The sequence below is a fragment of the Phenylobacterium sp. RIFCSPHIGHO2_01_FULL_69_31 genome (assembly GCF_001824475.1).
Lineage (GTDB): Bacteria > Pseudomonadota > Alphaproteobacteria > Caulobacterales > Caulobacteraceae > Phenylobacterium.
In genome coordinates, this window is the sequence record NZ_MHXN01000002.1 from 21049 (window position 1) to 47592 (window position 26544).

Annotated in this window: 26 protein-coding genes and 1 riboswitch; of the genes, 18 read left to right on the plus strand and 8 right to left on the minus strand. The window is 70.7% G+C overall.

The window, feature by feature from the left end; translation table 11 throughout:
* The first annotated feature begins 237 nt into the window (after window positions 1-237).
* Both A2790_RS00145 and A2790_RS00150 read left to right on the plus strand, forming a co-directional pair.
* Window positions 238-1188: a hypothetical protein gene (locus A2790_RS00145; RefSeq protein WP_293386684.1), complete on the plus strand. Its 951-nt coding sequence runs from the start codon at window positions 238-240 to the stop codon at window positions 1186-1188.
* A gap of 117 nt (window positions 1189-1305) precedes the next feature.
* Entirely contained in the window at window positions 1306-2928 is a 1623-nt protein-coding gene (locus tag A2790_RS00150) for an NAD(P)/FAD-dependent oxidoreductase (protein WP_293386685.1), read from the plus strand.
* On the opposite strand, the gene A2790_RS00155 is transcribed toward A2790_RS00150, so the two are convergent.
* Window positions 2929-3426, minus strand: a complete 498-nt coding sequence (locus A2790_RS00155) for an FKBP-type peptidyl-prolyl cis-trans isomerase (RefSeq protein WP_293386686.1) — start codon at window positions 3424-3426, stop codon at window positions 2929-2931.
* A gap of 155 nt (window positions 3427-3581) precedes the next feature.
* Between A2790_RS00155 and A2790_RS00160 the strand changes: the two genes are divergently transcribed.
* The 3 genes from A2790_RS00160 to A2790_RS00170 all read left to right on the plus strand — a co-directional run bounded on the left by A2790_RS00160 (window position 3582) and on the right by A2790_RS00170 (window position 5149).
* Window positions 3582-3824, plus strand: a complete 243-nt coding sequence (locus tag A2790_RS00160; protein WP_293386687.1) for a hypothetical protein — start codon at window positions 3582-3584, stop codon at window positions 3822-3824.
* 257 nt (window positions 3825-4081) lie between these two features.
* Window positions 4082-4681, plus strand: a complete 600-nt coding sequence (locus tag A2790_RS00165) for an FxDxF family PEP-CTERM protein (protein ID WP_293386688.1) — start codon at window positions 4082-4084, stop codon at window positions 4679-4681.
* 138 nt (window positions 4682-4819) lie between these two features.
* Window positions 4820-5149 carry a hypothetical protein gene (locus A2790_RS00170; RefSeq protein WP_293386689.1) on the plus strand — a complete coding sequence of 110 codons (330 nt, stop codon included), beginning with the start codon at window positions 4820-4822 and terminating at the stop codon, window positions 5147-5149.
* Here A2790_RS00170 and A2790_RS00175 read toward each other — a convergent pair whose 3' ends face one another.
* The gene (locus tag A2790_RS00175) at window positions 5150-5332 is read right to left on the minus strand and encodes a DUF3606 domain-containing protein (RefSeq protein WP_068878707.1); all 183 of its coding nucleotides are present in this window, start codon (window positions 5330-5332) and stop codon (window positions 5150-5152) included.
* Between the two features lie 95 nt (window positions 5333-5427).
* Here A2790_RS00175 and greA point away from each other — a divergent pair, with 95 nt between their 5' ends.
* Window positions 5428-5907: a transcription elongation factor GreA gene (greA, locus tag A2790_RS00180; protein WP_293386690.1), complete on the plus strand. Its 480-nt coding sequence runs from the start codon at window positions 5428-5430 to the stop codon at window positions 5905-5907.
* A gap of 508 nt (window positions 5908-6415) precedes the next feature.
* Window positions 6416-7546 carry a zinc-binding dehydrogenase gene (locus A2790_RS00185; RefSeq protein ID WP_293386691.1) on the plus strand — a complete coding sequence of 377 codons (1131 nt, stop codon included), beginning with the start codon at window positions 6416-6418 and terminating at the stop codon, window positions 7544-7546.
* A 10-nt stretch (window positions 7547-7556) separates the two neighbouring features.
* On the opposite strand, the gene A2790_RS00190 is transcribed toward A2790_RS00185, so the two are convergent.
* Together A2790_RS00190 and A2790_RS00195 are read right to left on the minus strand one after the other, a co-directional pair.
* Window positions 7557-8039, minus strand: coding sequence for a hypothetical protein (locus tag A2790_RS00190; protein ID WP_293386692.1), 483 nt, complete (start codon window positions 8037-8039; stop codon window positions 7557-7559).
* Window positions 8036-8680 (minus strand): response regulator, encoded by a 645-nt coding sequence (locus A2790_RS00195; protein WP_293386693.1) that lies wholly within the window; start codon window positions 8678-8680, stop codon window positions 8036-8038. The genes A2790_RS00190 and A2790_RS00195 overlap by 4 nt, the downstream gene beginning before the upstream one ends.
* Window positions 8681-8971: 291 nt before the next feature.
* On the opposite strand from A2790_RS00195, the gene A2790_RS00200 reads away from it, so the two are divergent.
* The 4 genes from A2790_RS00200 (at window position 8972) to A2790_RS00215 (ending at window position 15176) form a co-directional block, all read left to right on the plus strand.
* Complete coding sequence (locus A2790_RS00200; RefSeq protein ID WP_293386694.1) at window positions 8972-9637, plus strand: hypothetical protein; 666 nt, start codon at window positions 8972-8974, stop codon at window positions 9635-9637.
* A gap of 65 nt (window positions 9638-9702) precedes the next feature.
* Window positions 9703-10893: a cytochrome P450 gene (locus A2790_RS00205; RefSeq protein ID WP_293386695.1), complete on the plus strand. Its 1191-nt coding sequence runs from the start codon at window positions 9703-9705 to the stop codon at window positions 10891-10893.
* A 138-nt stretch (window positions 10894-11031) separates the two neighbouring features.
* Entirely contained in the window at window positions 11032-13596 is a 2565-nt protein-coding gene (locus A2790_RS00210; protein ID WP_293386696.1) for an ATP-binding protein, read from the plus strand.
* The gene (locus tag A2790_RS00215; protein ID WP_293386697.1) at window positions 13593-15176 is read left to right on the plus strand and encodes a response regulator; all 1584 of its coding nucleotides are present in this window, start codon (window positions 13593-13595) and stop codon (window positions 15174-15176) included. The genes A2790_RS00210 and A2790_RS00215 overlap by 4 nt, the downstream gene beginning before the upstream one ends.
* Here the strand turns inward: A2790_RS00215 and A2790_RS00220 are convergent.
* The gene (locus A2790_RS00220) at window positions 15173-15808 is read right to left on the minus strand and encodes an arylesterase (protein WP_293386698.1); all 636 of its coding nucleotides are present in this window, start codon (window positions 15806-15808) and stop codon (window positions 15173-15175) included. The two genes, A2790_RS00215 and A2790_RS00220, sit on opposite strands and share 4 nt — an antisense overlap.
* Window positions 15809-15859: 51 nt before the next feature.
* On the opposite strand from A2790_RS00220, the gene A2790_RS00225 reads away from it, so the two are divergent.
* The 3 genes from A2790_RS00225 (at window position 15860) to A2790_RS00235 (ending at window position 19370) form a co-directional block, all read left to right on the plus strand.
* Window positions 15860-16540: an ATP-binding cassette domain-containing protein gene (locus tag A2790_RS00225; protein ID WP_293386699.1), complete on the plus strand. Its 681-nt coding sequence runs from the start codon at window positions 15860-15862 to the stop codon at window positions 16538-16540.
* On the plus strand, window positions 16537-19053 hold the full coding sequence (locus A2790_RS00230) for an FtsX-like permease family protein (protein WP_293386700.1): 2517 nt from the start codon (window positions 16537-16539) through the stop codon (window positions 19051-19053). Before A2790_RS00225 ends, A2790_RS00230 begins: the two co-directional genes overlap by 4 nt.
* A gap of 104 nt (window positions 19054-19157) precedes the next feature.
* On the plus strand, window positions 19158-19370 hold the full coding sequence (locus A2790_RS00235) for a hypothetical protein (RefSeq protein ID WP_293386701.1): 213 nt from the start codon (window positions 19158-19160) through the stop codon (window positions 19368-19370).
* 98 nt (window positions 19371-19468) lie between these two features.
* Here the strand turns inward: A2790_RS00235 and thiC are convergent, their stop codons facing one another.
* Window positions 19469-21304 (minus strand): phosphomethylpyrimidine synthase ThiC, encoded by a 1836-nt coding sequence (gene thiC, locus A2790_RS00240; RefSeq protein WP_293386702.1) that lies wholly within the window; start codon window positions 21302-21304, stop codon window positions 19469-19471.
* A 40-nt stretch (window positions 21305-21344) separates the two neighbouring features.
* Window positions 21345-21452: riboswitch (TPP riboswitch) on the minus strand.
* 102 nt (window positions 21453-21554) lie between these two features.
* On the opposite strand from thiC, the gene A2790_RS00245 reads away from it, so the two are divergent.
* Genes A2790_RS00245 through A2790_RS00260 form a run of 4 tightly spaced genes read left to right on the plus strand, consistent with a single transcriptional unit; the run spans window position 21555 to window position 24156 of the window.
* Complete coding sequence (locus A2790_RS00245) at window positions 21555-21977, plus strand: hypothetical protein (RefSeq protein ID WP_293386703.1); 423 nt, start codon at window positions 21555-21557, stop codon at window positions 21975-21977.
* A 20-nt stretch (window positions 21978-21997) separates the two neighbouring features.
* Complete coding sequence (locus tag A2790_RS00250) at window positions 21998-22411, plus strand: hypothetical protein (RefSeq protein WP_293386704.1); 414 nt, start codon at window positions 21998-22000, stop codon at window positions 22409-22411.
* 24 nt (window positions 22412-22435) lie between these two features.
* On the plus strand, window positions 22436-23455 hold the full coding sequence (locus tag A2790_RS00255; protein ID WP_293386705.1) for a D-cysteine desulfhydrase: 1020 nt from the start codon (window positions 22436-22438) through the stop codon (window positions 23453-23455).
* Window positions 23452-24156: an amino acid racemase gene (locus A2790_RS00260; protein ID WP_293386706.1), complete on the plus strand. Its 705-nt coding sequence runs from the start codon at window positions 23452-23454 to the stop codon at window positions 24154-24156. The genes A2790_RS00255 and A2790_RS00260 overlap by 4 nt, the downstream gene beginning before the upstream one ends.
* A 21-nt stretch (window positions 24157-24177) precedes the next feature.
* Here A2790_RS00260 and A2790_RS00265 read toward each other — a convergent pair whose 3' ends face one another.
* Both A2790_RS00265 and A2790_RS00270 read right to left on the minus strand, forming a co-directional pair.
* A complete protein-coding gene (locus A2790_RS00265) occupies window positions 24178-25599 on the minus strand; it encodes an efflux transporter outer membrane subunit (protein ID WP_293386707.1) in 1422 nt (473 codons plus the stop codon).
* 1 nt (window position 25600) lies between these two features.
* On the minus strand, window positions 25601-26544 hold a 944-nt coding region (locus A2790_RS00270), incomplete at its 5' end, for an efflux RND transporter permease subunit (RefSeq protein WP_293386708.1).

A 26544-nucleotide genomic window follows, 5' to 3' on the forward strand; every position in this document is an offset into this window, starting at 1 on the left:
GCGCCGGTAGGACCGGTCAAGCGCCGCCGAACGCCAGGGCCCGGGTCAACGGTCGCGGCGCCGCGGGCGCGCTCTGAATGTGGCGACGGATTGGCGAGATCAGGTCGAGAATTCGTCAAGTTGTCGCATGTATAGATGGCAACCTTGAAAGCATGACTTCCCCACGGCATAGCTTTCCATGGAACCTGACCGCAATAACAGCGTTTGTTACCTCCGACACATCCTTGGAGGGACGAAATGTCGATGGACTTCAACGGACGCGAGTCCGACAAGCCGATCACCGACCAGGAAGGCGTGATGTTCGTCGCCCAGCCGGTGTGGGAACGCAGCCGCAAGCGCAAGGGTTTCGGGGCCCGCCGGGCAGCCGCTCCCGCCGCCGCCACGCCCGTGGCGCCCGAGCCGCGCAGCTTCGCCGCCGAGCGGGACGACGAGGAGCCGATGATCCTGGACTCGCCCGTGGACCGCGCCTCGATGGACCGCCCTCTGTCCGACCGGGACTACGTGCGCTCGGAATATGCGACGATGAACACCACGACGCCCTCGACTCTGGCGAGCGAGCCGATCCGCGAGCGGGAGGCTGACACGGGCCTCGTGGCGCCCATCGGCGTCGGCCGCAGCACGTCGCGGTCCACCCGTGTGGCCAAGTCCAATGGCGTCGCCCCCGCGGCGATCGCGGCCGGCGTGGTGGCGCTGGGCGCCCTGGGCGCGACCGGCTGGTACATGAGCCGCGACACCGCCGACGGCGTCCCGGAGCTGACCCCCGGCTCGACCACCAGCCAGGTCGCCGCCGCCCCGCTGACGCCGACCGATCCGCCGGCGCAGATGGCGATGAACACGGCTGTCCCGCCGCCGGTCGCGCCGCCGCCCGCGGCCGAGCCCCGCGCCGCCGAGACGCCGCGCACGTCTGCCCCGGTTCGCACCGGCCGCGCCCGCCCGGCCGCCACGGCGCCGAGCGCCGGCTCTGAAGGCGTCAACGCGAGCACCACCGCCGCCCTACCCGATGGTCCGCAGCCCTATTCGAGCGTGAGCCCGGGCGCGACGGCGCCGACGCAGGTGAATCCGCCCCTGGTGACCCTGCCGCCCGCCGGCGAGGCGCCGGCGGCCATCCCGCAGACGCCGCCCACGGCGGCGCCGGAGCCGACCACCACGCCGGAGGCCACGCCGCCGACCGAGTCCCCGCCGCAGTAAGCGGCGACCTCGACCGTTGGGGAAGGGCGCAGCTGAGAGGCTGCGCCCTTCTGCATTTCCCTCTCCCCGCGGAACTCCGGTATCCTGTCCGCAAAAGAAGACCGCGGGAGGAAGACGATGGCCGACGGCGCGCAAGGCGGCGCCTACGATGTTGCGATCGTGGGCGCAGGCTTCTCCGGGCTCTACATGCTGCACCGTTTGCGGGAGCTGGGCCTCTCGGCCCGGGTCTTCGAGGCGGGACCCAGCGTGGGCGGCACCTGGTACTGGAACCGTTATCCTGGCGCGCGGGTCGATATCGAGAGTCAGGAGTACTGCTACTCGTTCTCGCCGGAGTTGGACGCGGAATGGACGTGGAGCGAGCGCTACGCCGCACAGCCGGAGTTGCTGGCCTATCTGAACCACGTGGCCGACCGCTTTGACCTGCGTCCCGACATCCAGCTCGAGACCCGGGTCACCGCCGCCCACTACGCTGAGGCGGCCCGGCGCTGGATGGTGACCACCGACCGCGGCGAGCGGGTGACGGCCCGGCACGTGGTCATGGCCACCGGCTGCCTGTCCGTGGCCAAGGAGCCGGACATGCCGGGCGCGGACAGCTTCGCGGGCGCCAGCTACCACACCCACCGGTGGCCGGATGGCGGCGTCGACTTCACCGGGAAGCGGGTGGCGGTGATCGGAACCGGCTCATCCGCCATCCAGGCGATCCCGCAGATCGCGGCGCAGGCGGCGCACCTGACTGTCTACCAGCGGACGCCGAACTTCAGCGTCCCGGCGCACAACGGGCCGACGGACCCCGCCGTCGCCGCCGACTGGGCCGCCAACCGGGCGCAGTACCGGCAGGAGGCGCGGGACGCCGGCTTCGCCATCCGGGCGGTACGGCAAGCGGAAGAGACCGCCCTGGCGGTCTCGCCTGAGGAGCGCGCCGCCGCCTTCGAAGCCCGCTGGGCCCACGGCGGGTTCTGCCTGCTGGGCGCCTACAGCGACCTGATCTTCGACAAGGCGGCCAACGATACGGCCGTGGCGTTCGTCGCGGACAAGATCCGCAGCCTGGTCGAGGACCCGGCCACCGCCGAGAAGCTGATCCCCAAGACCTATCCCATCGGGTCGAAGCGGATCTGCGTCGACACCGGCTACTACCAGACCTTCAACCGGCCCAACGTCTCGCTGGTCGACCTGATCGAGACGCCGATCGAGGCCATCACCCCGGCCGGCGTGCGGACCACGGCGGGCGAGGAACGCTTCGACGCAATCGTCTACGCCATCGGGTTCGACGCCATGACCGGCGCGCTCTCGAAGATCGACATCCGCGGCAAGGGCGGCGCGGCGCTGAGGGACCGCTGGGCAGAGGGACCGAAGAGCTACCTGGGCCTGATGGTGGCCGGCTTCCCCAACCTGTTCATCGTGACCGGGCCGGGCAGCCCCTCGGTGCTGTCCAACATGGCGGTGTCCATCGAGCAGCACGTGGAATGGATCTCGGACTGCATCGCCTGGATGGGCGAGCGGCAGGCCGACGCCATCGAGGCCAGCGAGGCGGCGCAGGAGGCCTGGGTTGCGCACGTGAACGAGGTGGCCGACCTGACGCTCTATCCGCAGGCCAACTCCTGGTACCTGGGCGCCAACGTGCCCGGAAAGCCCCGGGTCTTCATGCCCTACATCGGCGGCTTCCCGGCCTATCGCGAGAAGTGCGCCGAGGTGGCGGCCAAGGGCTACGAGGGCTTCCTGGTGACGGCCGGCGGAGCCTGACTATTCACCCCCGATGCCGAGGAGTTCGATCTCGAACAGCAGGGTGCTGTTGGCGGGGATCGGTTCGCGGTGGCGGTCGCCGTAGGCGATGGGGCCGGGGATGACGAATTCCCAGGTTTCGCCCACGCGCATCATCGGCACGCCTTCCTGCCAGCCCTGGATCAGGCGCGGCAGCGGGAAGGTCGCCGGCTCGCCGCGGGCGCGGGAACTGTCGAACACGCGGCCGTCGATGAAGCGGCCCACGTAGTGGATCGTCACCGTGTCGGTGGGAACCGGACGGGGCGCGGACGCCTTGGCCGCCTTGACGCGATGGGCCTGCAGCCCCGAGGGCGTGACGATCCAGCCGGGACGGGCCTTGGACCAGGCCTCGTACGCCTTCTGCCCCTGCTCCCACTGTTCCTGCGGCGTGCCGGTGTAGGCGACGGGCTTCGCGGGCGGGGCGGCGGTAGCGCAGGCGGCGACGAAGAGTGCGGAGGCGGCGGCGGCGATCAGGCGCATGACAGGTCCGAGGGGTGGTGTTTGGAGCGGTTGGTACGACGTTTTCGCGGCCAGCGCCTAGACGGCCACGGCCGAGAAACGGGCGGCCAACGAAACCAAATCGCGTTCCGTGCGCTCAAGCTGTCTCGGGGTACTAACAAATGGAGACTTTCTCGATGCGCATCCTGACCGCGGCCCTCGCCGCCTGTGCCGCCGCCAGCCTCGCCGCTTGCAGCAGCCCCGCCGACAAACAAGCCGAAGCCACGGCCGACTCGCTGGAGTCGCAAGCCGCCGCGACGCCGAACGAAGCGCAGGAAAAGGCCCTCAACGCTCAGGCGGACGCCGTCGAGCAGCAGGCCGGCAACGCCGATGGCGGCGCCACCACGGCCAACACGCCGGACACCAGCCCGTCGAAGTAACGGAGCCGAGCCGCCGCGGCCGGGCCACCTGAGTGGCTGCACCGGCGCGGCCGCGAGCGACTTGAAACCCCCGGTCCAACTGGATCGGGGGTTTTTACATTTGAGGCAAATGCGGCGGTTCCGCGGCGGTTTCGCCACAGGGCCGCCGCATTTTTTTGACGCCGCCGGGAACATTGCGAGCCTTTCCCGGTTCTGGTCCCGGGCTGCATGTCGGCACTGAGAGCCGTCATGCTCTTCTGGCTGTAAAGGGGCCTTAAATGTCTGTGCGTACTAACTTTTTTGTGAGCGCTGCGGCGGCGCTGAGCCTCGCCGCGGCTGCCGGCGGCGCATCGGCCGCGACCTTCGTGGAACCCTGGACGACCACGCCGGTCGGCGGCATCTCGGTCGCCTTCGGCAACGACGGCCTGGGCATTCCAGGCGCCGAGACCATCCCGGGCGAGACCACCTCGACCCACGTCTACGACGACGCCACCGGGGCCTTCACCAACACGTTCAGCTTCGAACTTCCGGACGGCATCGTCGGCTTCACCCTGAGCTCGATCGGCTTCCTGGCGAACAGCTCGCTGACCGTCTCGTCGTTCACCTTCAACGGCGTGGACCTGGCGTTCACCAACACGCCGACGGGCGACGGCGGCAACACGGTGCTGGGTTCGGATGGTCCGCTGCCGGTCGTGGCCGGTGGGCCGCAGGTGCTGACGATCACCGGCTTCGGCGGTTCGGAAGCCGTCTATGCCGGAACGGCGACCTTCGCCGCCGGCGTGGTTCCCGAGCCGGGCGCCTGGGCGCTGATGATCATGGGCTTTGGCGGCACGGGCGCCCTGCTCCGCCGCCGCCGGAGCGCCCTCGCGCTCGCCTAGACCACGAGATCGGAGCGACACGCTGGGCCCCGGCGGCGACGCCGGGGCCTTTGCGCTTGATGACCATCAAGGCGCCGGCCGGCGATCGGCGCCAGTGTCCGACGCCGATCCGACAGCGGATCATAAGGACGCTTCCCCATGAAACTTCTGCTCACCACCCTGGCCGCCGCCGCCCTGCTGGCCGGTCCGGCGCTCGCCCAGGATCACACCGCGCACCACCACCCCGCCGGCGACAAGCCCATGGACATGGACATGGACAAGATGACGCCGGCGCAGATGCACGAGCACTGCAAGGCCATGATGGGCGGCAAGATGCAGGGCCGGCCCGCGCACGACCATTCGGCCGACAAGCTAGGTCACGCGCCGCGCGCCACGCCGCCCACCGAGGCCGAGATGAAGAAGATGCACGAAAAGTGCTCGGCCCACATGGACGCGGCCAAGCCCGAGCAGGCTGCGCCGAAGAAGTAGCTAGCGCTTCTTCCCGAGTTCGGCCGCGATGTCTTTGGTCAGGCGGCCGACCTTGCGGTGGGCGGAGACGATCTGATCCTGGGTGACGCCCCAGCGCTTCATCCAGTACTCGACGGCCTTCCGCTCCGAGAGGTCCAGGCGGTCCTTGTCGATGAAGCCGCGCTTGTCCTTGAGACCGGCCATGTGAGTCCTCCGTATCGGTGGAGGAACCTAGCGCCGCGAAGACGCGGCGTCGCGGGCAAGCTGGCCGCGGCGGCCAGGGCGGCCTAGACTGGGTCATGGCGGTCGCATTCACCCGTGAGGAAGACTACGAGGCGCAGGCGGCGGACCTGCCGGACCGGCCGATCTCGGCGCACCCGAACCTGGTCACCGCCAGCGGACTGGCCGCCATCGAGGCGGAGTTGGCGGCAGCGCGGGCGGCCTATTCCCAAGCCCAGGCCGAGGGCGGCGTGGCGGCGGACCGAACCGCCATGGCGCGGGCGACGCGCGATCTGCGCTACTGGTCGGCGCGGCGGGCGAGCGCGCAACTGACCGAACCCGAGCTCGAGGCCAACACAGTGCAGTTCGGCCGCACCGTGGAGATCGAGCGCGACGACGGCCGGCGGCAGACCTTCCGCATCGTGGGCGAGGACGAAGCCGACCCGGCGCAGGGGCGCATCAGCTATGTGGCGCCGCTGGCTCGGGCCCTGCTGGGCAAGGGCGTCGGCGATGCGGTCGCCCTGGGCGAGGCCGAGGTCGAGGTGATGGCGGTCCGCTGAAGGCCGCCCGGCCAACTGCGCGACTTTGCCTGGAATGTGGGGAGGGTCGTCGGCTGACCAAGCGCCCGATCAGGGGGGCTGGGGGGGCTGTTCAGGATCCGGACCGGAAGCGGGCCAGCCGACGTATCCAATAAACGGGCGGCCTGTGTCCGGCTCTGGTCGGGAATAAGACCATTTCGGGGCGTGTCGACGCCGCCACAGGCGGTCGGCGAAATGCGGCGGAGGCGCACGGGGGACTTGTCGCCGGGCCGTGGTTGGAGGAAGACCTTTCGCAACGGCGGCCGGTCTCTCCAGCCGCCGGGGCGTGGGGCCCCCGCAGCGCTTCCGGGATCTTCGGATCCCGTGCGGATCACAAGAAGCGGCAGAGGCGGCTCGAAAGAGCCGCCTTCTTGCTTTGTAGCCCTGGGGCGGCCCGAAAGCCCCGCCTTCTTGCTTTTCAGGCCTTGGCGAAGCGCGGCCGAGCCTCCATGTCGCTGCCCTGACAATGTAAAGCCAAAGGGAGGCGACCATGGCCGGCGTGCCGGACAAGGGGCTGCAGTTGCGGTCCATCATCAAGAGCAGCGGCGAGCTGGAACTGAGCCTGGTGGATACCCCGGTCGCACCGCCCGCCGGCGACGAGGTGCTGGTGCGGGTAGAGGCCTCGCCGCTGAACCCCTCGGACCTCGGCCTGCTGCTGGGACCGGCCGACCTGTCGACGCTGAAGAGCGCGGGCGGGGTGACGAAGGCCCAGGTGCCGGAGAAGTTCCTGAAGGCCATGGCCGCGCGGATCGACGAGTCCATGCCGGTGGGCAACGAGGGGGCGGGCGTGGTGATCGCCGCCGGGCCCGACCCGGCCGCCCAGGCCCTGATCGGCAAGACGGTCGCCCTGCTGGGCGGGGCCATGTACGCCCAGTACCGGACGGCGAAGGCCGCCGACGTGCTGGTGCTGCCCGAGGGCGCCACGGCGGCCGATGGCGCCTCCTGCTTCGTGAACCCGCTGACCGCGCTGGGCATGACCGAGACCATGCGCGCCGAGGGGCACACCGCCCTGGTCCACACCGCCGCGGCCTCGAACCTGGGGCAGATGCTGAACAAGATCTGCCTGAAGGACGGCATCGATCTGGTCAACATCGTCCGCAGCGCCGAGCAGGCGAAGATCCTGACGGACATCGGCGCGAAGTATGTCGTGGATTCGACCTCGCCCACCTTCCAGGACGACCTGACCGCGGCGCTGATCGCGACGGGGGCCACCATCGCCTTCGACGCCATCGGCGGGGGCAAGCTGGCCAGCCAGATCCTGTCGGGCATGGAGGCGGCTGCCAATTCGCGCGGCGGCGCCTACAGCCGCTACGGCTCCAGCGTGTTCAAGCAGGTCTATATCTACGGCTCGCTCGACCCGCGACCGTCGGAACTGGCGCGCAACTACGGCCTGTCGTGGGCGGTCGGCGGCTGGCTGCTGACGCCGTTCCTGGGCAAGCTGGGCGCGGAGGGCGTGGCGCGGCTGCGCAAGCGGGTCGCGGACGAGCTCAAGACCACCTTCGCCAGCCACTACACGGCCGAGATCTCGCTGGCCGAGGCGCTGCAGCCGGACGTGATCGCCGCCTACAACAAGAAGACCACCGGCGAGAAGTACCTGATCAACCCCAGCAAGGGGCTTTAGGAACGAATCTCTAGCCCTGGGACGCTTCGGCCGCGGCCTTTTCCTCGGCTCGGCGGACCAGGGTCTTGAGACCCTCCATCACCGCTTCGGCCTCCGGCGAATCCTCGGGCAGGTTGGCCATGCGCAGCACGCCCATGGTCTGGATGTGCGCGGCGATGGCGGCGGTGTTCCAGGCGCCGGCCTCGATGTAGCGGTCCGAGAGTTCGCAGAGATTGTAGGCCACCTCACCCAGGCGTTTGAGATGGCACAGGCCCGCGAAACCCACGATGGCGCTGGCGCAGGCGTAGACATCGGCGTGGGCGGCCGCGTCCTGGCGGGCGGCGGCCTGGCGCAGCCGGTCCAGGGCCCCGTCCACCTCGGCCAGCATGCCCGGGCGCATGGATTCGATATTGGCCTCGGCCTGCGCCACGGCCTCGGCCAGCTTGCGCCCGCCGGGGGTGGAGATGAGCTTGCCCAGGCGGTTCGGGCGGCGGATGTAGCTGACCGAGCTCATCGGACGACCTTCTTGGGGCTGAGCAGGCTGTCGATCTCGTCCTGGTCCATGTTGCGTTCCACCGCATCCCCGAGTTCGGCGGAGAGATCGTTGTGGCGGCGGCCCACGCCGTCGGGCGGGCCGAGATTCTGGAAGCGGCGGTCGGGGCCCTTGTACGAGGCGCACTCGACGAAGGTGCGGTTGTTCTGGGCGATCCAAAGGATGCGCTGCAGCAGCACCGTGGGGGCCAGCGGCTTGGTGATCATGAAGTGGGCGCCGCAGTCGCGGGCCCGCGAGACGTTGCGGTTGCTGGTGTGGGACGAAATCAGGATCACCGGGGCGAAGGCGTTGGGCTCGAGGTTGGAACGGCGGAGCCAGTGGACGAACTCGTAGCCGTCGGGCTGTTCGGGCTGCAGCGTGGCCTCGCAGGCGATGAGGTCGAGCGGGGCGCTGTGGGCGACTTGCTGGGCTTCTTCGAACGACGAGGCCTTCAGGCAATGGGTCGCGCCGAAGCCCAGGAAGATCGACGTCAGCACGTCCATCGCCTGGTTGTTCGGCTCGACCAGCAGGATCGACGCCTTCCTGAGGTCGATGCGCGAGCCGAGGTTCGCAAGGGACATTTCGGCCAGGCTCATCGGCGCGCGCGCTCGGGGCTCTTCCATTGCTTCCCAACTGTGGGAATCGGATGGGAATTTCCCAGCCAGATCGAAACATTCGGTAAAGTCCCCGGCGCGCCCCCCAAATTGGGTAGCTGGGCACAGCGGGCGGCCCATTCGGTCCCGGCGCAGGTACGCGCGGAACTGGCCGGGGGGGGGGCACGCGCGCGGCCGCTGCCAGACGGTTTCGTCCCCTCAGCGCCAGCACTCGTCGCGACTGGAGCCGCGTTTGCCGCAAGGCGCTGGCGCGGGAGCGGCGGATCAGCCTTCCGCACGGCCTGCAAACCTGGAGTGTGCATGTCGAAATCGATTTTTGCCGCCCTCGCCGCCGCCGGCCTGTCGCTGGCCCTGGCCGGCCCGGCCGCCGCGCAGAGCGGCTTCCTGAAGAACCTGGCCCGTCAGGCTGCGGCCGCCGCGATCCAGAACGCCGCCCAGCCGCAGCAGCCGGCGGCAAGCGCGGAGGGCGAGGCCCCAGGACAGGCCGACGCGCAGCCGGCGCAGGACGCCGAAACCGCAACGGCAGCCCAGACGTCGGGCCCGGCGCCGTGGCCGGTCAACGTCGGCGCCCGGTCTGTGAAGTACCCCTCGGACCTCGACTTCTCGGCCGAGCTGGAGGCGCAGAAGAAGGCCTTCGTCGAGTTCAGCAAGGTCTCATGCAACGACTGCGAGGGCGGCTACAGCTACGACGCCTGGGTGCGGCACTTCATCCGCCTGGATGGATCCTACGGCGCCTGGGAGAAGAAGGTCGGGGGCCTGGCGCTGGGCGAGGCCATCACCTGGAAGGGCTCGGCGTCCACCGGCTCGATCACCGTGGTGAGCGAGGAGCCGGTCAACGGCTGGCCCTGCAAACAGCTCAAGTGGGAGCTGAAGAAGGCGCAGTCCAAGGCCGAGCGCCCGGGGCTGTTCTGCAACGGCAAGGCCAGCTCGTACGCGGGCTCCGACAGCTGGGTCGAGGTCTTCTAGCCACGCTTGCCTGACCCGCGGGAAGGGGGCGTCCTCTGCGGAAAACCGTGGGAGGACGCCGGGCCATGAAGATCGACCTCCTGTCGCCGGCCAGTTTTGCCGGCGGACAGCCGCATGGGCAGTACGACTGGCTGCGCGAGAACGCGCCCGTGCGGTGGCACGAAGAGCCGGGTGGTAAGGGCTTCTGGGCGGTGACCCGGCACGCCGACGTCTGGGCGGTGGACCGCGATTTCCAGACCTATTCGTCGGAGCCGACGATCATGATCAGCGACCCCCTCGCCGAAGCTGGCGGGTTTGGGCCGTACAAGATGATGCTGATGATGGATCCGCCGGAGCACACGGCGTTCCGCAAGCTGATCCGCTCGGAGTTCACCGAGCCGTCCGCGCGGCTGCGGCAGGCGCGGATCCAGGCCTTGGCCAAGCAGATCGTCGATGCCGTGATCGACAAGGGCGAGTGCGATTTCGTGAACGACGTCGCGGGCGAGATGCCGTCGTTCGTCATCGCCGAGCTGATGGGCCTGCCGCTGGAGGACGGCCGCGAGCTCTACAAGCTGACCGAGATCATCCACACCGCCCCCGAGGCGCTGCCGCCCGGCGCCGGCGGCCAGGCGGTGATGAAGATGTTCGAGTACGGCTCGAAGGTGATGGCCGAGAAGCGGGCCCGCCCCGGCGACGACCTCGCCTCACGGCTGCTGGCCTGCGAAGTCGACGGCCGGAAGCTGGAGGACATGGAGTTCCTGCTGTTCTTCCTGCTGCTGGTGGACGCGGGCGGGGACACGACCCGCAACCTGCTGTCCGGCGGGCTGCTCGCCCTGATGGAGCATCCGGACCAGTACGCCTGGCTGATGGCGGACCTGGAAGGGCGGCTGCCGACCGCGCGCGAGGAACTGCTACGCTGGACCAGCCCGGTGATCTACATGCGCCGCACGGCCCGGCGCGACGCCGAACTGGCCGGCCAGCAGATCCGCGAGGGCGACAAGGTCGTCATGTACTTCGGCGCCGCCAACCGCGACCCGGCGGTGTTCGACCGCCCCGATGTCTTGGACCTGAGCCGACCCGAGAATCCGCACATCGCCTTCGGCACCGGACCGCACGGGTGCCTGGGCCAGCACATCGCCCGGATCGAGATCGACGCCATGCTGCGCGAGGTGCTGACCCGGATGACGGCCTTCGAGCTGGCCGCACCGGTGGAGTGGCTGGCGTCGAACTTCATCTCGGGTCCGCGCGCCATGCCGTTGCGGTTTCGCGCGACGTGAGCGCCGCGGGTGGCGTCCAGCGCAACCTTAGCGGGGTTGCGCAGCTTATCCATTGGGTTAGGAGTCGTTTCCACACCGCCTGATTGTATCGAGGCGGCGCGGCCCTTCAGGGTCGTTGTGAGCGTCGAGGGGTCGGACATGGCCGCGTTCACTGGCGCATGGGGATTGCCGCGGGCGTCGCTAGCCGTGCTGCTGGCGTTCGGCGCTGGCGCGGTCACGCTCAGCGCCGGACGTTCCGATTTCTACGAGCTTCACACGATCCTCGACGCCAGCGTGACCGTCCTCTCCGGCATTCTGGCGCTGCTGCTGTGGGACATGGCGCAGCAAACCGACAGCCCCTTCGTGCGCTGGCTGTCGATCGGCTTCGGCCTGACCTTCGCGCTGGAAATGCTGCACGTCGTCGTCAGCATCGACTGGGCGGGGCCGCTGGCCTGGGTGACGGAGGCGCGCGCCTACCTGCGGCCCACCACCTGGTCCCCGTCGGCCTATCTGCTGCCCCTGACCGTCTGCGGCGCGCTTTGGCGGCTCCAGCGCGGCCAAGGGAACGTGGCGGTCTTCCTCGCGCTCGCCGGCCTGGCCAGCGCGGGGCTGTTCGTCCTCTTCCGCAACATATCCCCTTATGTGGAGCCCACCGCGCTGGGGTTCACCCGGCCCTCGCTGATCGGCGTCCCGCTGCTGTGGATGGCGGCGGCGGTCTGGGCCTGGCGGCTTCGCGGCCGGCACCGGATCGCCGGGCCGACCGCCTGGGGCGCCGCCGTGATGGCGTTGGGGCACGTGGCGATGCTGTATTCCGCGGCCCCGGCGGACAGCCCGAGCATGATCGCCCACCTGGGCAAGATCGCCGGCTATCTCGTCATCCTGCTGTGGGTCGTGCGGACCATCGCCGAGGACATGCGGGAGCGCTTCGCCGCCGAGGCAACGCTGGCGCGCGAGGTGGAGGTGCGCGCCCGCGAGCTGGCCTCGGCGCAGGAGCGCCTGGACCGCGAGGCGGCCGAGCGCCAGCGGGCGGACGCCAAGGCGCGCGCCCAGCTGGAGCGGCTGAACCTGCTGCATCAGATCACCCGCGCCATCGGCGATCGCCAGGACCTGGAGAGCATCTTCCAGGTGGCGGTGCGCAGCGTCGAGCAGCAGCTGCCCGTCGATTTCGCCTGCCTGTGCGAATACGACGAGCCGACCCGGATCCTGACCGTGGTCTCGGTCGGGGCCAAGTCGCGGGAACTGGGGCTGTCGCTGGCCGCCCCCGAGCCGATGGCCTTTCCGGTGGGCGAAAGCGCCCTGACCCGCTGCATCGAAGGCGAGCTCACCTACGAGCCTGACATCTCCAGCATGCCGTTCCCGCTGCAGGCGCAGCTGTCGCTGGCGGGGATCCATGCGCTGGTGGCCGCGCCGCTGCAGGTGGAGAGCAAGGTCTTCGGCTGCTTCCTCGCCGGACGGCTGGAGCCGGACAGCTTCCAGAGCGAGGACTGCGAGTTCCTGCGCCAGCTCAGCGAGCATGTGGCGCTGGCGGCGCATCAGGCCCAGCTGTACGGCGCCCTGCAGCGGGCCTACGACGACCTGCGCCAGTCGCAACAGGTGGTGATGCAGCAGGACCGGCTGCGCGCCCTGGGCCAGATGGCCAGCGGCATCGCCCACGACATAAACAACGCCCTGTCGCCCGTGGCGCTCTACACCGAGGCGATGCTGGAAACCGAGAAGGGCCTGAGCCCGGCGGCGCGCAGCCAGCTGGAGGTGATCCGGCGGGCGGTGGAGGACGTGGGCCACACGATCGGGCGGATGCGCGAGTTCTACCGCCAGCGCGAGCCGCAGCTCCCGGGGGCGCCGCTGCAGCTCAACGAACTGGCGCGGCAGGTGCTGGACCTGACGCGGCCGCGCTGGGCCGACATGACCATGCATCGCGGCGCCATGGTGCGGGTGGAGACCGACCTGGCCCAGGGCCTGCCCCTGGTGCTGGGCGCCGAGAGCGAGATCCGCGAGGCCCTGACCAACCTGGTGTTCAACGCCATCGACGCCATGCCCGAGGGCGGGACGCTGACCGTGCGCACCAGCGTCGCGGACGAGCCCGGCTGGGTGCGGATCGACATCGTCGACACCGGCGTCGGCATGGACGACGAAGCCCGCCGGCGCTGCATGGAGCCGTTCTTCACGACTAAGGGCGAACGCGGCACGGGCCTGGGGCTGGCCATGGTCTATGGGGTGGCGCAGCGGCACGGCGCCGAGGTGGACATCCGGTCCACGCCGGGCGCGGGGACCATGTTCTCGCTGATCTTCCCCGCGGCCACCCGCAACGCCAGGGGCGGTCCGGCCGAGCTGGAGACGCCGCCGCCCATGCGCCTCTTGCTGGTGGACGACGACCCTGTCCTGCTGAAGGCCTTGAGCGACGCCCTGAGCAACGACGGCCACCAGATCACCCCGGCCAATGCCGGCCAGGAAGGCATCGACAGTTTCGCCCGCGGGCAGGACGGCCACCCGTTCGACGCGGTGATCACCGACCTGGGCATGCCTTACGTGAACGGCCGGCAGGTGGCCGCCGCGGTGAAGGCCGCCTCGCCGGAGACGCCGGTGATCCTGCTGACCGGCTGGGGCCAGGGGATGCTGTCCGGCGTGGAGGGCATCCCGAACATCGACCTCGTGCTGAGCAAGCCGCCGAAACTGCGCGAGGTGCGGGCAGCCCTGGCCCGGCAGGCGCGGAAGGCGGCCGAGTGAGCGGCGCGGAGAGCCCCGACGGCGGCCGGGCCCGCCTGCTGATCGTCGACGACGAGGCGGCAAACCTGCAGGCGCTGGAGGCGACCCTGGGCGGCCAGGGCTACGAGATCGCCGGCTTCGTCGATCCAGGCGCCGCGTTAGAGGCCTTCTCGCCCGGGGCGTTCGACCTGCTGCTGACCGACCTGATGATGCCGGGCATCGACGGCCTGGCTCTCATGCGCGAGCTGCAGGCGCGCGACCCCGACCTGGCGGCGGTGATCATGACCGGCGAGGGCAGCATCGGCTCGGCGGTGGCGGCCATGCGCGACGGCGCGCAGGACTATGTGCTGAAGCCGCTGAAGCTCTCGACCCTACTGCCGGCGATCAAGCGGGCGCTGACCGTGCGCGAGCTGCGCCGCCAGAACGCCGAGCTGGAGCGGGGCCTGCGCGCGCGGACAGCCGAACTGGAACGGGCCCTGGCCGAGGTCGACCACCAGGTGGCCGAGCGGCTGCGGGCCGAACAGGCGCTGGTGCAGGTGCAGAAGGTCGAGGCGATCGGCCGGCTGACCGGCGGCGTGGCGCACGACTTCAACAACCTGCTGACGCCGATCATCGGCTACCTCGAACTTCTCCAGCGAACGATTGAGGAAGGCGAGCCACGGCGGCGGTACGTGGACACGGCCCTGGACGCGGCCCAGCGGGGCGCCAAGGTGGTGGCCCACCTCCTGGCCTTCTCGCGGACCCAGCGGCTGACCCTGCGGCCGGTGGCGGTGGACGAGACCTTGGCCCAGAGCGACAGCCTGATGCGCCACGCCCTGGACGCCGACGTCCAGCTCCTAGCCGACCTGCGCGCCGGCCCGGCGTGGTCGCGGTCCGACCCCACGCAGCTGGAGCTGGCGGTCCTGAACCTGGTGGTGAACGCACGGGACGCCATGCCGGACGGCGGAGTGGTGCGTCTCAGCACATGGGCCGAAGCAGCGTCGGTGTGCATCGAGGTGCGCGATGCCGGCGCCGGGATGACGCCCGAGGTGCTGGCCCGGGCGACCGAGCCCTTCTTCACCACCAAGACCCACCAGGGCTCCGGCCTGGGCCTGGCGCAGGTGGCGGCCTTCGCGCGACAGTGCGGCGGGACCTGTGAGATCGACAGCGCGCCCGGTCGAGGGACGAGCGTGCGGATCACCTTGCCCCGGACGGCGCCGCCCGGCGTCGAGGCCGCCCCGCAGCCTTCGCAGGCGACCCCGGCGCCCGGACGCAACCTCAGCGTGGTAGTGATCGACGACGACGACCAGGTGCGGCAGATCCTGTGCGACGGCCTGCACAGCGAGGGCTATGCCGTGCGCGGCGCGCCGGACGGCGCTTCGGGCCTGGCCATGGTGGACGCAAGCCCGCCCGACGCGGTCGTGCTGGACTACGCCATGCCGGGCATGACCGGCGCCGAGGTGGCCCACCGGATGCGGGCGCGCCACCCGCACCTGCCGATCGTGTTCTGCAGCGGCTATGCCGACTCGCTGGCCCTGGACGAGATCGCGGACGCCGTGGTGCTGCGCAAGCCGGTGAGCATCGACGACCTCAGCCGCACGGTGCGCCAGTCGGTCGGTTAGCCCTTGGCGGCCAGGGCCTTGGCGACCACCGGGGCGAGGCGGGCGGCGATGATCTGGGCGCCGCGGGCGTTGGGGTGGATGCCGTCGGGCTGGTTCAGGGCGGGGCGCCGCGCCACGCCATCCAGGAGGTTGGGGTAGAGCGGCACGCCATGGGTGCGCGCGAGGCCCGGGAAGATGGCGTTGAAGTCGCGCGCGTAGCCGCCTCCGATCTCGATGGGCGCCGAAATGCCGGTGAGGACGACACCGATGCGGCGGGCCTTCAGCTTGCGGATGATGCCGTCGAGATTGGCGCGCGTGCGCTTGGGATCCTGGCCCTGCAGGAGGTCGTTGGCGCCCAGGGCGACGACGGCGAGGTCGGTGTCCTTGCGGACGCTGAAGTCCACCCGGGCGAGGCCGCCGGCGGTGGTGTCGCCGCTGACCCCCGCCGCGCGGACCTGGACCGCGAGGCCCAGCTTGCGGAGCGCAAGCTGGAGCTGGGCCGGCACCGCCTGGGCGGCGGGCAGTCCGAAGCCGGCGGTGATGGAATCGCCCAGCACCGTCACGACCCTGGGGGGCGCGGCGACGGCCGGTGCGGCCACCGCAATCAGCGGCAAGGCGAAAAGCGCGCGTCGAGTGGGTCTTGGCTCGGCCATGAACGTCCTATGTAAGAGAAACGGTACGCTGCTCAACGTCTGAGGTTCCGCTTGAACGACACACCGCCGCTGGTCCTCGAGGACGTGGGCCTGACCTTGCCGTCCGCGGCTGGACCCGTGGAGATCCTGCGGAACCTCGATCTAACCCTGGCCGAGGGCGAACGTGTGGCGCTGGTGGGGCCATCGGGCTCGGGCAAGTCGTCGCTGATCGCCGTGGCCGCCGGGCTGGAGCGGCCCAGCGCCGGCAAGGTCAGCCTTTTCGGCCGCGACCTGGGGAAGCTGGACGAAGACGGCCGCGCCAAACTGCGGCGCGGACGGGTGAGCCTGGTCTTCCAGTCCTTCCACCTGCTGCCGAACATGACAGCGGAGGAGAACGTGGCCGCGCCGCTGGAGATCGCCCGCCGGCCGGGGGCCATGGACCAGGCCCGCACTTGGCTGGATCGGGTTGGGCTGGCGGCCCGGGCCCGGCACTATCCGCACCAGCTCTCGGGCGGGGAGCAGCAGCGCGTGGCCCTGGCGCGGGCGCTCGCCCCCTCCCCGGCCCTGCTGTTCGCCGACGAGCCGACCGGCAACCTCGATTCCAACAACGCCCGCCATGTGGCCGACCTGCTGTTCGAGCTGGTGGAGCACACCGGCGCGGCGCTGCTGCTGGTGACCCATGACCCTGGCCTGGCGGCCCGGGCCCAGCGCGTGGTCACCCTGCGCGACGGCCGGCCGGTCGAGGCAGCATGATCCCCCTTTGGCTGCGGTTCGCCGCGCGTGAGCTTCGGAGCGGGGTCAAGGGCTTCCGCATCTTCCTGGCGTGCCTCGCCCTGGGCGTCGCCGCCATCGCCGCGGCGAGTTCCACGGCCGAGGCGTTCCGGCGGGGCCTGGCGACCGAGGCGCGCGAGATCCTGGGCGGCGACATGGCGGTCTCGGCCAGCCAGCGCCGGTTCACCCCGGTCGAGCGCGGTTGGCTGGACCGGCTGGGCCGCACGACCTATGCGGCCGCGTCGCAGGCGATGGCCGAGGCGCCGGGCGGCGAGCGGCGTCTGGTGGAGCTGCGCGGGGTCGATGCGGCCTATCCGCTCGCCGGCGAGGTGAAGATCAAGGGCGCGCCATCGCTGGCCGCCGCCCTGGCCACGCGGGACGGCGTCTGGGGCGCGGCGGTGGAGCAGGCCCTGCTGGACCGCCTGAACCTCAAGGTCGGCGACCGCTTCCTGGCCGGCAATGTGCCGATGCGGGTGGGGGCAGTGCTGGAGGAGGAGCCCGATCGGCTGTCGCGTGGATTCTCGCTGGGCCCGCGGGTCCTGACGCGGACCGGGGCGCTGGAACAGGGCGGGTTCCTGCAGCCCGGCCTGCCCTTCGGCGAGACGGTGCGGATCTCGCTGCGGCCGGACCTGTCGCTGGAGGCGGCCAAGGCCGACGTGCGCAAGAGCATGCGCGGGTTCTTCCGCATCCGTGACCGCAACGACGCCGCGCCGGGCGTCAGCCGGATCATCGACCAGCTGGAATACTTCCTGGGCTTCATCGGACTTGCGTCCCTCGTGGCCGGAGGCCTGGGGGTGTTCGGCGCGGTCAGCGCCTACGTGGACGGGCGCAAGCCAGCCATCGCCACCCTCAAGGCGCTGGGCGCCGAGAGCGGCCTGATCCGCAACGTCTATCTGGCGCAGATCGGGCTCCTGGCCCTGGCCGGCATCGCCATCGGCCTCGTCGTCGGGGCGGTCACGCCCCTGCTTCTCGGCGCCCTCGTCCGGGACGAGCTGCCCGTCCCGGCGCTGTTCGCGGTCTATCCCTGGCCGCTGGCGCGGGCGGCGGCCTTTGGGCTGCTGTCGGCGGCGGCCTTCTCGCTGGCGCCGCTGGCCCGGGCCCGGAGCACGCCGCCGGCCAGCCTGTTCCGCAGCGACCTGTCGGGCCGCCTGACGTTCGGGCCGGAGCTGGTGGGCGCCCTCCTGGCGGCCCTGGGCCTGGGCGCCCTGGCCATCGTCACTGCGCCGACGCCGCTGGCGGCCAGCATCATGATCGCGGGCGTCGCCGCCGCGTTCGGGGTGCTATGGGCCTTCGGCTGGGGCGCGGCGAAGCTGGCCGGGCGGCTGCGTGGCGGCACGCGCGGCGCGGTGCGGATCGCCCTGGCGAACCTGGCGGGCCCGCGTTCGGCGGCGCGGACGGCCGCGCCCGCCATCGGTCTGGGCGTGGCCCTGCTGGCGGCGGTGGTGCTGATCCAGTCCAGCCTGCTGCGCCAGATCTCCATCGTGGCGCCGCAGACCGCGCCGGCGCTGATCTTCACCGAGATCCCCGGGGACCGCACGGCCGCCTTCGACGCCGAGGTCGCCCGGGCGTTCGGCCGCACGCCGGGGCCTGACACCTATCTGCGCGCGCCGTTCTTCACCGGCCGCATCCTGGCGGTGCGCGGCGTGCCGGTGGACATCGAGAAGATCCCGCCCGGCGCGCGCTGGGCCTATGACAACGACGTCAGCCTCTCGGCCCTGGGCGCCGAGCCGCCGAATGCGGGCGTCTTCGCGGGCGAATGGTGGCCGGCGAACTATGCGGGACCGCCGCTGGTCGCGGTGTCACGGGACCCGGCCGAGGGTGGGAACCTGAAGGTCGGCGACATGCTCAAGCTGTCGGTGCTGGGCGCGGAGATCGACGCCAAGGTGGCGGCCATCCGCCGGGTCGACTTCGGCAGTTTCGGCGCGGGCTTTCCCATCGTGCTGACGCCCAATGCGCTGGAGGGGGCCACGCCGCGGCACGTGGCCATCGCCAAGGCGAGCCTCGCCGAAGAGCAGCGGATCGTCCGCGCCCTGGGCGCCGACTTCCCGGAGGTGAACGTCATCTCGGTGCGCGAGCAGCTGGAAGCGGCCACTGAGATGTTCGACCGGGTCGCCCTGGCCGTGCGCGGCGCGGCGGCCGTGGCCCTCATGGCGGCCCTGCTGGTGCTGGCCGGCGCCATCGCGGCCCGGGCGCAGGAGCGGACCCGTGAGGCGGCGACGCTGAAGGTGCTGGGCGCGTCGCGGGCGCAGGTGCTGGCGGCCTATGTCATCGAGTACGGCCTGGTCGGCCTGATCGCCGGGGCCGCGGGCGTGGGCCTGGGCTATGCCGCGGCCTGGCCGGTGGTGGTGCACGTGTTCGAGGCGAAGTGGAGCGTGGACTGGGCCGGCGTCGCCGCCCTGCTGGCCGGCGCCTCGGCATTCGCTGGCGCGGGCGGCCTGCTGGCGTCTTTCCAGGCGCTTTCGAAACGGCCAGCCCCGGCGCTCAGGTCGGAATAGACGCGGCCTGCGCAACAGTGTCGCATCGCCCCGCCGGTAAGGTTTTGGCATCCAGCCTTGGCGATCCTGGTTCGACGCCAAGACCGCCTGCCCGGAGTGACCGCATGAGCCTCGACATCACCAAGAAGGACCTGATCGAGTGGAGCTCGGCCAGCCTTGTATTCCTGTCGGGGGCCATGACCGGCCACTACGCCGCCATCGGCATGAACGCCGTCCAGTGGGCCGGCGCCGCCGCCGCCATCCTGGGCTCGGTGACCGTTGCGGTCGCCGTCCGCGTCTGGCCGCCCAAGACGGCCACCGCCGAGGCCGAAGACTAGCTTCAGTTCAGTTCGCGTACCGCGAAGGCTGGGCGGGACGACCGCGGGCCGCCGTTTCGGCCTGACCCCGCACGTCCCGCCCAGCCATAGCGAGCGGGCTATTCGGCCGGCGCCACGGGCACCAGGATCTCGCCCCCGGTGTCGCGGAACTTCTGCGCCATCTGCGCCATGCCGGTGTCCACGTCGTTCTGCGCCCGGGCCGCGTCGCGGATGTCCTGGCTGATCTTCATCGAACAGAACTTGGGGCCGCACATCGAGCAGAAGTGGGCGGTCTTGAACGCCTCCTTCGGCAGGCTCTCGTCGTGGTATTCGCGCGCCGTCTCGGGATCGATGCCCAGGTTGAACTGGTCTTCCCAGCGGAACTCGAACCGCGCGCGGCTGATGGCGTCGTCCCACATCCGCGCGCCGGGGTGCCCTTTGGCCAGGTCGGCCGCGTGGGCCGCCAGCTTGTAGGTCATCACGCCCACCTTCACGTCCTCGCGGTTCGGCAGGCCCAGGTGCTCCTTGGGCGTGACGTAGCAGAGCATCGCCGTGCCGAACCACCCGATCATCGCCGCGCCGATGGCGGAGGTGATGTGGTCGTAGCCGGGGGCCACGTCCGTCGTCAGCGGGCCGAGGGTGTAGAACGGCGCCTCGCCGCAGGTCTTCAGCTGCTTGTCCATGTTGGCCTTGATCTTGTGCATCGGCACGTGGCCGGGGCCTTCGATCATCACCTGGACATTGTGCTTCCACGCGATCTGGGTGAGCTCGCCCAGGGTCTCCAGCTCGCCGAACTGGGCCGCGTCGTTGGCGTCGGCGATCGAGCCGGGGCGCAGGCCGTCGCCCAGGCTGAACGACACGTCGTACGCCTTCATAATCTCGCAGATGTCTTCGAAGTGCTCGTAGAGGAAGTTCTCGCGGTGGTGGGCCAGGCACCATTTGGCCATGATCGAGCCGCCTCGGCTGACGATGCCCGTGACCCGGCCGGCGGTCAGCGGCACATAGGCCAGGCGCACGCCGGCGTGGATGGTGAAGTAGTCCACGCCCTGCTCGGCCTGTTCGATCAGGGTGTCGCGGAAGACCTCCCAGGTCAGGTCTTCGGCGACGCCGTTCACCTTTTCCAGCGCCTGGTAGATCGGCACGGTGCCGATGGGCACGGGGCTGTTGCGGACGATCCAGTCGCGGATGTTGTGGATGTTGCGGCCGGTGGAAAGGTCCATGACCGTGTCGGCGCCGCAGCGGATCGACCAGACCATCTTGTCCACCTCGTCGGAGACGTGGCTGAGGACGGCGGAGTTGCCGATGTTGGCGTTGATCTTCACCAGGAAGTTGCGGCCGATGATCATCGGCTCGAGCTCGGTGTGATTGATGTTGGCCGGGATGATGGCGCGGCCGCGGGCGATCTCGTCGCGCACGAACTCCGGCGTGCATAAGTCCGGGATCTCGGCGCCGAAGTCCTCGCCGTCGCGAATGAAGGCGTCGCCCTGCTGGCGGCGCAGGTTCTCGCGGATGGCGACGTATTCCATCTCGGGCGTAATGATCCCGCGACGGGCATACTCGAGCTGGGTGACATTGGCGCCGGCCTTGGCGCGGTAGACGCGGCGGGGCGCGGTGAATTCGGGCGCGAGGTGCTGGCCCCGGGCGAAGCCGTTGTCCTCGGGCTTCACCGCGCGGGGGGTCTCGACGATCTCCACGTCGCCACGGCTGACCACCCAGGGCTCGCGGGTCTTGGCCAGGCCCTTCTCGATGTCGATGCCGACGGTCGGGTCCGTGTAGGGGCCGGAAGGATCGTAGAGGGTCAGCGCCGGCTCGTTGGCGGAAGGGTGGACCGCCACCTCGCGGAACGGCACGCGGATGTCGGGCCACAGCAAGCCGGGCTGATAGACCTTCTTCGAGCCGGGGCGTTCGCCGGTGGGGATGGCGGCAGCGGCCAGCTTGCCGGTGAGCTTGTTCATCGCATGTGACTCCGTAGGCGGACGGATCACGGGCGTCAGTCGGGGTGAAAAGGCCCTTCCCTTCGCCGGCATGACCCGGATCAGGTTCGACGGGTCGTGGGCTCACCCACCTCTCAGCCGCTTGCGCGCGGCCCCCCGAGGATAGCCGCAGGGTAAGCGCGTTGCCGGACGCCCGCCAGCGTCAAATGCGAAGACGGGAAGCGTCGCCGCGCGTATCCTGATCCAGGGACGAGACCAAGGAGCACGCCGAATGAGACTGGCGACCATCGCCCTGGCGGCCATCGCCGCCGCTGCATCCACCGCCGCGATCGCGGCCAAGCCCTCGCCCTTGACCACGCCCCGGCCGCCGTCCGGGACCGGCCTGCCCAGCGGCCAGTGCATCCGCTCCAGCGAGATCCGGGGGCACACCATCGCCGACAAGGACACGTTGCTGATCGACGTAGGCGGCAAGGCCACCTATCGCGTGACCATGAAGGGCGGCTGCCTGGCCGGCGCCGTGGCCTCGGACCCCCTGGTGACCCGGATCCCGCCCGGCTCGCCCATCATCTGCAAGCCCATCGACATGGACATCGCCATCTCGAGGGGCGGCTTCCCCAGCCAGTGCATCGTAGATTCCATCGTGAGGATGACGCCCGAGGAAGTCGCCGCCCTGCCCCGCAAACTGAAGCCGTAGCCACAGCCGGGAGACCATCCATGAGGTTCGCAACCATCGCCCTGACCGCCTGCGCTGCCGGCGTGGCGACGCTCGCCTTCGCCGCCACCCCCTCGCCCCTGGGGCCGCCGCCCGCCTCCGGCGCGGGCCTGCCCGAGGGCCAGTGCATGATCCTGCGCGACGTCGGCAACCACACGGTAGTCGACAAGAACACCCTGCTGGTCGAGGCCGTCGGCAAGAACCGCGGGCTCTATCGCTTCACCATGACCAACGGCTGCCTCGCCAGCGCCATCTCGTCCGACCCCATCGGGATGAGCCAGGTCAGCCGCGGCGGCGTGATCTGCAAGCCGAGGGACGTGACCCTCCATGCGCGCAGCGGCCTCTGCGCCGTGGATTCCATCGCCCGGCTGGCGCCGGAAGAAGTGGCCGCCCTGCCGCGGAAGTTGAAGCCGTAGCGTGAAGGGTCTAGCAGCGAGGGCATGCACCTCGCCCGCTTCAATCCCGTCCGCTTCGCCCACCTGCCGACGCCGTTCGAGCCGCTGCCGGGCCTGACCGAGCACCTGGTTCGGCCGGGCGGTGGCGGGCCGGCCCTGTGGATCAAGCGCGACGACTGCACCGGCCTAGCCGGCGGCGGCAACAAGACCCGCAAGCTGGAATACCTGCTGGGCGACGCGCTTGCCAACGACGCCGACACCCTGGTCACCCAGGGCGCCGTCCAGTCGAACCACGTGCGCCAGACCGCGGCGGCCGCGGCCAAGTTCGGCATGAAGTGCCAGATCATCCTCGAGGAGCGGACCGGTTCCACGGCCGTGGACTACACCCGCTCTGGCAACGTCCTGCTGGACCACCTGCTGGGGGCGAAGATCCGCAGCGTGCCCGGCGGGACCGACATGAACCAGAAGCTCGCTGAGGTGGCGGCCGAGGTGTCGGACGCCGGCGGGCGGCCCTATGTCATCCCCGGCGGCGGCTCGAACAGCATCGGGGCGCTGGGCTATGTGGAGTGCGCGCTGGAGCTTGTGGCCCAGGCCAACGAGACGGGGCTGGAGATCGACCGGATCGTCACCGCCACCGGCAGCGCCGGCACCCACGCGGGCCTGGTGGCGGGCCTGGCGGTGATGGGGGCCGACATCCCGGTGCTGGGCATCGGCGTGCGCGCGCCGAAGGATGCCCAGGAGGCCAATGTCTACAAGCTGGCCCGCGAGACCGCCGCCCTGCTGGGCCATGAGGAGCGGGTGACGCGCGACATGGTCGTGGCGGACTGCGACTATGTGGGCGCCGGCTACGGCCTGATCGACGACGCGGTCATCGAGGCGCTGAAGACCATCGCCCGCACCGACGCGATCCTTTTGGACCCGGTCTACACCGGCAAGGCGATGAAGGGGCTGCTGGCGCTGTCGGCCAAGGGCGCGTTCGACGGCGAGACGGTGGTCTTCCTGCATACCGGCGGCGCCCAGGGGCTGTTCGGCTACCAGGGCGAGCTGGAGGGGAAGCTGTCGTGAGCGACGATCAGCTGACGCTGGGCGTGCTGGGCGGCATGGGGCCGGCCGCGACGCTGGAGTTTCTGGCCCGGCTCCAGGCCTACACGCCGGCCGAGCGGGACCAGGACCACATCCGGGTCATCGTCGACATCAATCCCAAGGCGCCGGACCGCAACGTGCCCGGCTCCGGGGCGGGCAATGTGCTGGCCGAGATGGCGGGCGCCCTGCACGGGGCGGGAGCCGAGGTGCTGGCGATGCCGTGCAACACGGCCCACGCCCACGCCGATCTGATCCAACGGGCCTCGGGCCTGCCGCTGATCGACATGATCGACCTGGGGGCGGAAGCCGCCAGCCAGTCGGGCGCCATCCGGGCCGGGGTGCTGGGCACCAAGGGCGCGCTCAAGCTCTACCGCGAATACCTGGCCGCCCGCGGCATGGGCCTCGTCGGCCTGCCGCCCGAGCGGCAGGAAGCGTTCATGGTCACCCTCTACCGGATCAAGGCCGGCGACCTGGGCGACGACGTGACGCGCGAGATGAAGGGTTACGCTGAGGAGCTGCGCAAGCTGGGCGCGGAGGTGCTGATCGCCGGCTGCACCGAGGTCCCGCTGGTGCTGGAGGACGAGGACGTTAAGCTCGAGCTGATCGACCCCGGCGACCTGCTGGCCCGCCGCTGCGTGGCCGTGTGCCTGCGCTGGGAGCCGCTGCCCCACGGGGTTAGCTAGGCTGCGGTCGTCCCCCGCGCCTCAATCCGAAGGGCGGGCGCCGTTCTGCGCGCCGCCGCCCAGCGCCCGATAGAGCTCGACCCGGTTGGCAGCCTGGTCCAATTGCGCGGCGAGCTGGGTCTGGCGCGCGGCGTAGAGCGTCCGCTGGGCGTCCAGGAGCGACAGGTAACTGTCGACGCCGCGTTCGTAGCGGGCCTGGGTGAGGCGCTGGGCGGCCGCCGCGGCTTCGACCAGCCGGTCCTGCGCGGACACCCGGTCGGCGATGGTTGCGCGCGTCGCGAGCGCGTCGGCGACCTCGCGAAAAGCGGTCTGGACCGCCTTCTCATACTGGGCGACCGCGGCGTCGCGTGAGGCCTCGGCGCTGCGCAGGCCTGCGATGTTGGCCCCGCCGGAGAAGATCGGCAGCACCACCTGGGGGGCAAAGGTCCAGGTCCGTGTACCGCCGCCGAACAGGTCGCCGAGTTCGGGACTGATCGTTCCGGCCGAGCCCGTCAGGCTGATGCGCGGGAAGAAGGCCGCCCGCGCGGCGCCGATATTGGCGTTCTGGGCCTGCAGGGTGTGTTCGGCGGCCAGGACGTCGGGACGGCGGGCCAGGACGTCGGACGGCAGCCCGGGCGAGATGTCGGCCAGGACACCCACCTCCGTCAGCCCGCCCTGCGGCAGAAGATCGGCCGGGACTTCGGCGCCGACCAGGAGGCGCAGGGCGTTGCGGTCGCGGTCCACCTGGGCGGTGGCTGTCGCCGCGTCGCTGCGGGCCTGTTCGGCCAGGGTCTGGGCCTGGCGAAGGTCGAGCTCCGACGTCGCCCCAGCCTCGAAGCGCTTACGGGCGAGGTCCAGGCCCGCCTCGCGGCTGGCCAGGGTCTCCTGCGTGATCGCCAGTAGGTCCTGGTCGGCGGCCAAGGTGAGGTAGGCCCTGGCGGTCTCGGCGATCAGGCTGATCTGCACCGTGCGTCGGTTCTCCTCGGTGGCGAGGTAGGATTGCAGCGCCGCGGCGCTCAGGCTCCGCACCCGGCCGAACAGGTCCAGCTCATAGGCCGAGAAGCCGGCGCTGACGCCGTACTGGTCGGTGACGTCCGAACGGCCGGTCTGCGAGACGGACCCGGGGGTGCGGGTGCGGGTCCCGGCGGCAGCGGCGTCGATGGCCGGGAGCAGGTCGGCGCGCTGGATACGGTACTGAGCCCGGGCCTGGGCGATATTGGCCACCGCCACCCGCAGGTCGCGGTTCTTCTCCAGCGCCAGCGCGATCACCGACTGCAGGCGCGGGTCCTGGAAGACCTCGCGCCAGGCCAGGTCGGCTCCGGGCACGGTCGAGGCGGCGGTTCCGGCCGCCACCGGCCAGGCCTGGCCTACCGGCAGGACGGGCCGTTCGTAGCGCGGCGCCAGGGTGCAGCCGCCGAGCGCGGCCGACGCCATCAGCGCCAGGACGAGGGATCTGGCGGACATCTCAAGCAGCCTCATGGGGAACGGCGGCGGGCGGCGTTTCGGGCCCGGCCTTACGGCCGAGGTAGCGCTGCACCAGCACGAAGAAGAGCGGGACGAAGAAGATCCCCAGGATCACCGCCGACAGCATGCCGCCGATCACGCCCGTGCCAATGGCGTGCTGGCTGCCCGAGCCGGGGCCGTTGGAGATCGCCAGCGGCAGCACGCCGAACATGAACGCCAGCGACGTCATGATGATCGGCCGCAGGCGGATGCGAACCGCCTCCAGCGTCGCATCGATCAGGGTGGCGCCCGCCTCGAAGCGGTCCTTGGCGAACTCGACGATCAGGATGGCGTTCTTCGCCGCCAGGCCCATGGTCGTGAGCAGGCCCACCTGGAAGTAGATGTCGTTGGACAGGCCGCGCGCCGCGGTCGCCAGCAGCGCGCCGACGATGCCCAGGGGGATCACCAGGATCACCGACAGCGGGATGGTCCAGCTCTCGTAGAGCGCCGCCAGCAGCAGGAAGACCACCAGGATCGACAGGGCGTAGAGCGCCGGCGCCTGGGCGCCCGCCTCCCGCTCCTGCAGCGACAGGCCGGTCCATTCGTAGCCGATGCCCGGCGGCAGTTTGGCGGCGATGGCCTCCATGGCCTGCATGGCCTGGCCCGAGCTCTGGCCGGGCGCGGGCGCGCCCTGGATGCTGACCGCCGGCAGGCCGTTGTAGCGCTCCAGCCGCGGCGAGCCGATGGTCCAGTGGCTCGAGGCGAAGGCGGAGAACGGCGCCATCTGGCCGGCCGCGTTGCGGACGTACCAGCGGTCCAGGTCCTCAGGCTTCATGCGGAACGGGGCGTCCGCCTGGACGAAGACCTTCTTCACCCGGCCGCGGTCCATGAAGTCGTTCACGTAGCTGCCGCCCAGCGCCGTCGAAAGGGTGGCGTTGATGTCGGCCGTGGTCAGGCCCATGGCCC